Source organism: Pseudanabaena sp. lw0831 (assembly GCF_016584665.1).
In the GTDB taxonomy this organism is placed as follows: domain Bacteria; phylum Cyanobacteriota; class Cyanobacteriia; order Pseudanabaenales; family Pseudanabaenaceae; genus Pseudanabaena.
The window spans coordinates 1-2262 of sequence record NZ_BBJB01000103.1; the positions used below are offsets into that span (position 1 = coordinate 1).

Below are 2262 nucleotides of genomic sequence, written 5' to 3' on the forward strand. Positions count from 1 at the left end.
CCGCAACTCTCTCTTGGGTTTTATCTAAGTGACAAATGGTAAGGCTTAGCAACATCGCTTACAATGAAAACGCATATTATATGCACTTTTAAAAATCAAATCATACAAACTTTTCAAAATTGCTGGAGAATTGCCTGAATGCAACTCGTCGCGCTTCAGAACTTACTGGACAACTCATCATTTGCCGTCCTTTTTGCGACCATGCTCGTTTTTTGGGTACATGTCGCATTCCCCAACTTGCCGTATTTACGATCGCTTGGTAACGCAGGCATGGCGATCGCCAATCTCTGTATTGCTACATTACTGGGAGCGCGTTGGATTGATGCAGGCTATTTCCCACTGAGCAATCTTTACGAATCATTGTTTTTCTTGGCATGGGGGCTTACCACCATGCATATCGTCGTCAATCGTATCGGTAACAAAAGCGCCAATGACAGCGCTAAGCGACTAGTTGGAGCATTTATTGCGCCCCTCGCAATGGGGATCACGGCTTTTGCGGCGATTGCCTTGCCATCGGGAATGCAAGCTTCCGAGCCACTTGTGCCTGCGCTGAAGTCTAACTGGTTGATGATGCATGTTAGCGTCATGTTGCTTAGTTATGCAGCTTTGATGACAGGTAGCATTTTAGCGATCGCCTTTTTGATTGTTACCCGTGGTCAAGATGTAGTGTTACAGGGTAGTTCCTTTGGCACAAATCTCCGCAGTGTTGCTGATGGAAATAACACTAATAATTCTAGCTCTGAGACATTTGCGGCTTTTGCGGTGGAGGGCATGGGCAGTATTTTGAATTCAGGTAATTTACAATCAGCGAATAGTTCGACGCTGACCGCAGATGCGATCGCTACCCAAACTCAACCGCTATCTTTGCGCCGTCTTACTATTGGTGAGACCTTAGATAACCTCAGTTATCGTGCGATCGGATTAGGTTTTCCGCTGCTGACGATTGGGATCATTGCAGGCGGAGTATGGGCAAACGAAGCATGGGGTTCTTACTGGAGTTGGGATCCTAAGGAAACATGGTCTTTGATTACATGGTTAGTATTTGCGGCTTATTTGCATACGCGCATTACTAAAGGCTGGCAAGGACGCAAACCTGCGATTTTGGCTAGCGTGGGGCTATTAGTGGTCTGGACTTGCTATCTCGGCGTAAATCTTCTCGGTAAAGGCTTACACAGTTACGGTTGGTTTCTTTAACAAAAAAAGCCTCGCCTAGCGAGGCTTTTTTTGTTAAAGAAACCCAGAAAAAGAGCGTAGGGGCAGGTTTTGGAATAAATCTATGGGTAAACCATTGAATTGTGGCTAAACCTGCCCCTACAAGGGTTTTTCACTGGCAATCCACTTGCAGAGAAAATATACCTATGCGTAGGGGCAGTTTTTGGGATAAATCTATGGTCTAACCATTGGACTGTGACTAAACCTGCCCTTACAAGGCTTTTTTACTTTTTTGAGATTTTAGCGGTTGCTTAACTCTTGCTCAAGTTTTGGGAGACTATCTAACTCAAACACCGTGATTTGCCCAGAATTAGCGCTACCTTTGCCATTTTGCAATAACTCCACCCAGTAGCCGTACTTCTTGCCTTGACGTAATTCTCCTTGCAAAGCTCTGAGAATTGGCGAAGCATTCTTAGCTTGCGATCGCTGCACCATCGCTGCCGTCGGATAGGCATAAACCCGTTTAGCCATCGCATAGTCACGCATAATATCTGGCCCATAAATAGAGCGCAGTGACTCTTCTAGACGAGAGCGCGTCACCCCATTGATAATGTCAAAAAATCTAATCTGCTCACTTCTAATCACATTTGCATCGCTCTTCTGGATGGCGGCAACCCCCGGTAGCACTACGCTAGCTTGAAATTGAAATCGTCTTGATGGTGTGTCACTTTTTCGCACGAGCAGACGCTCCCCAGACTCTGGCCGCAATGCTGGGTTAGTTCTAATCCAATCGATGACTTGATCGGGGGGTTGACCTGGCAAGGCGATCGCGGATGGCATGGCTGATGGCACTGTTGTCGGCAAGCCAATACTGACGATCTGCGTCAAAAGCGTTGTGGCGATCGCAATTTTGATGTTTGCGATTTTAAAGCAATTCATGGGAGTCCTCTACACCAATTAAATCCTATTGGACAAATTTAGCTGGCAAATAATGGGTGACAGGATATCACGGACGGGCGTAATTGCAATGACTTTTTCAGTCTTTTTATGACATTTTGAGATGTTATGGAGATCTCCATAACATCTCAAAACCCATTCATAGAGTTGCGG

2 protein-coding genes are annotated in these 2262 nt (G+C 45.7%); one reads left to right on the plus strand and one right to left on the minus strand.

Translation table 11 applies throughout. The features are described 5' to 3' along the window. The first annotated feature begins 138 nt into the window (after positions 1-138). The gene (gene ccsB / locus APA_RS21315) at positions 139-1194 is read left to right on the plus strand and encodes a c-type cytochrome biogenesis protein CcsB (protein WP_201324240.1); all 1056 of its coding nucleotides are present in this window, start codon (positions 139-141) and stop codon (positions 1192-1194) included. A gap of 258 nt (positions 1195-1452) precedes the next feature. Here ccsB and APA_RS21320 read toward each other — a convergent pair whose 3' ends face one another. Then, the gene (locus tag APA_RS21320; RefSeq protein WP_201324241.1) at positions 1453-2091 is read right to left on the minus strand and encodes a hypothetical protein; all 639 of its coding nucleotides are present in this window, start codon (positions 2089-2091) and stop codon (positions 1453-1455) included. Positions 2092-2262: the final 171 nt, after the last annotated feature.

What these genes read in the sequence shown, in the direction of transcription:
- APA_RS21320 (WP_201324241.1), bottom strand. Translation starts at nt 2,091, where the DNA reads ATGAATTGCTTTAAAATCGCAAACATCAAAATTGCGATCGCCACAACG.
- ccsB (WP_201324240.1), top strand. Translation starts at nt 139, where the DNA reads ATGCAACTCGTCGCGCTTCAGAACTTACTGGACAACTCATCATTTGCC.